This window comes from Treponema sp., from assembly GCF_045657965.1.
In the GTDB taxonomy this organism is placed as follows: Bacteria; Spirochaetota; Spirochaetia; order Treponematales; family Treponemataceae; genus Treponema_D.
The window spans coordinates 1-2,565 of record NZ_JAZOUG010000275.1; the positions used below are offsets into that span (position 1 = coordinate 1).

Annotated in this window: 3 protein-coding genes; all 3 read left to right on the plus strand. The window is 41.3% G+C overall.

What is annotated here, in order from left to right:
- On the plus strand, positions 1-1,140 hold a 1,140-nt coding region (istA, locus tag ACKI5B_RS10475; RefSeq protein ID WP_407428500.1), incomplete at its 5' end, for an IS21 family transposase.
- The gene (locus ACKI5B_RS10480) at positions 1,100-1,960 is read left to right on the plus strand and encodes an ATP-binding protein (RefSeq protein ID WP_407428502.1); all 861 of its coding nucleotides are present in this window, start codon (positions 1,100-1,102) and stop codon (positions 1,958-1,960) included. The genes istA and ACKI5B_RS10480, both read left to right, overlap by 41 nt.
- Positions 1,961-2,059: 99 nt before the next feature.
- Positions 2,060-2,464: a hypothetical protein gene (locus ACKI5B_RS10485; RefSeq protein WP_407428504.1), complete on the plus strand. Its 405-nt coding sequence runs from the start codon at positions 2,060-2,062 to the stop codon at positions 2,462-2,464.
- Positions 2,465-2,565 lie beyond the last annotated feature (101 nt).

A 2,565-nucleotide genomic window follows, 5' to 3' on the forward strand; every position in this document is an offset into this window, starting at 1 on the left:
AACAATTTTAAGGAAAAACCTCATGCGCTCATGGGAAGAAAAGCTTTAAAGACCGTAATGACAGGTTATGAGTCCGTTGCGAACAATCTGCTCCGCCAGGGCGTGAAGAATACATCCGTTATTTATGACCGTCTGAAAGAAGTCGGCTACAAAGGAAGCCTGAGCGGCATAAAACGCTATGTCACCGCGAATAAAAATCTGCTTCCGCCCAAAAGGTACGCTGTCGAACCGCAGGGAAGCAGGGGCTTGAGGTATTTCACGAACCCCGGAGAAGCATTCCAGATGGACTGGGGCTTTGTGAAGGTTCGTGATTATTCAGGGCTTGAATATCAGGCTGCATGTTTTGCGATGATTTGTCATCACTGCGGAATGAAATACATTGAATTCTTTCCGAACGCAAAACAGGAAAATCTCTTCATTGGAATGATTCATTCGTTTCAGTATATGGGAATTCCTCAAAAAGTCCTTACGGACAACATGAAGTCCGTAGTCATCAAAAGGGATTTTGAAGGCCGGCCTGTCTGGAATCACGACTATGAAGCATTCATGAAGGCAGTGGGCTTTGAGACCAAATTATGCAAGCCTCGGCACCCTTTCACGAAAGGCAAGGTAGAGCGTCTTGTCAGGTTCGTCAAGGAAAATTTCATTGCAGGGCGTCAGTTCGTGAATGTCACAGATCTCAACGAGCAGGCTATGCAGTGGTGCAGTGACAAGAACAGCCTTTACAGAAAAGAAATCGAAGGATTTCCTGTCGTGACCCATCAGGATAACTGCCGTAAAATCTGCCAGCCGCTTCTAAAGGAGCCGGCGATACTGCTTTATCTGTTTCCGGAACGAAAAGTCAGCTTTGACGGCTTCATCACCTATGAAGGGCGTCGTTTCGGAGTTCCGTATTCCTATGGTCAGAGCATCGTACGTGTGAACAGAACTGACAGAATCCTGTCAATTTATTCTGACGACATGACAAAATGCCTTGTCACCCACAATGTGACCTGGAGCAGAAGGGATTCGTTCTGCCACGACCAGTACGCAAAACCCGAACAGCCGGAAGAATTTCCTACGGCACCGGTAAAGGCAATCGTGCAGCAGGCTCTTGAGGATGATACTGCTGACGGATTCAACAAATTTAATTTCGAGTGATGATATTATGGATGATACAAAACTAAACCTTATAATGCGCTGCTTTGACAGCCTAAAAGTAAAGATGACGGAAGAAGAACTTTCAACCTTCATTCTTGATAATGATTTTTCGAATGCGGACATTGATGCAGTTATGCGGATGTTTACATTCCTTGAGAAACGCAACAACGAGGCTTCAATTCAGATGATGCTCAGATTGAGCAAACTTCCGCTGAAATCCCCGAAGACATTCGAGAATTTTGATTTCAGTCAGGTTCACGGTAAGAACGTTAGCCAGCTGGAAGGATTGCAGTCACTTTCGACCCTTTATTCGCACAAGAATGTCGCGCTTATCGGGCCAGCGGGAACCGGAAAAACTCATATTGCCATGGCTTACGGTTATGAATGCTGTCAGCATAAGCTTAAGACTTACTTCATAAAAATGTCAGAGCTTAATGACATGTTCACACAGGCTCGTGCATATGGACGGAGCGGAAGAGTCATTTCCAATCTTGTGAAGCCATCCTGCCTGATTATTGATGAGGTTGGCCACTGTGTCTTTGACAGGGAGAACACAAGGATGTTCTTCGACCTCGTAGACCGGCGCTACAACAAGGAAGGCCCGTACACAATGATTTTTACCAGCAACAAGCAGCCGTCACAATGGAAACAGAACTTCAACGAGGACGATTCTCTGCTCTGTGCGCTGGACAGAATCTTTGATGATGCCCTGATTTTCAACTTACGCGGTAACAGTTATCGCGGGAAGGATTGCGAGTCGTATTCCCTGACTACACTCAGGGGAAAAGCAACCAACGCCGAACTTCCAGCGGTAAAATAATCTAAGTTCGAAGAGACTGAGTTTTTGGTTGTTTCTCTTGAACTAATTTTTGGTTTTTCTCAGTGGACTATCTGTGGCTATTTCAGGCGAACTCTAATAATGAAAAGTCATAAAGATAAATATAGATTTATTGAACATTTAGTTATGGTTATTTATCAGATGGCAAATGAACCTTGTAAAACAATAATTACAGATTTTATTAATAATCTGGAAATTGCAAAAGATAAAACATCGTACGAGTATATCTCCTTTATGTTAACTATTAAAAATCTAAAATTTGATATAGATGATGAAGAATTAAAAATCAATATAAAAAATCATATAAAAAGTTTCCCTTCTAATACATTTAATCGCACTTTTTTTGGTTTACAATCTTGTCTCGATACTGTTTGTAAAAAAGACTCTTCTTATGTTGAATTAGCAAATGAAGTAGATAATATAATTCAAAAATACAATAAAAATAAGATTCCGCTTTCAACAGGAGAAAATATTAATTCCCAATAAACTCCATATTCCATGGCTTCGATCTAGAATTTGAAAAATAAAAAGCATTGAGTTTAATCAATATGCAGATTCTTTATATCTGAATATCAGCAATAATCATC

Excerpts from the sequence above, each read along its gene's own strand:
- ACKI5B_RS10480 (WP_407428502.1), top strand. The coding sequence starts at position 1,100 with ATGATACTGCTGACGGATTCAACAAATTTAATTTCGAGTGATGATATT.
- ACKI5B_RS10485 (WP_407428504.1), top strand. The coding sequence starts at position 2,060 with ATGAAAAGTCATAAAGATAAATATAGATTTATTGAACATTTAGTTATG.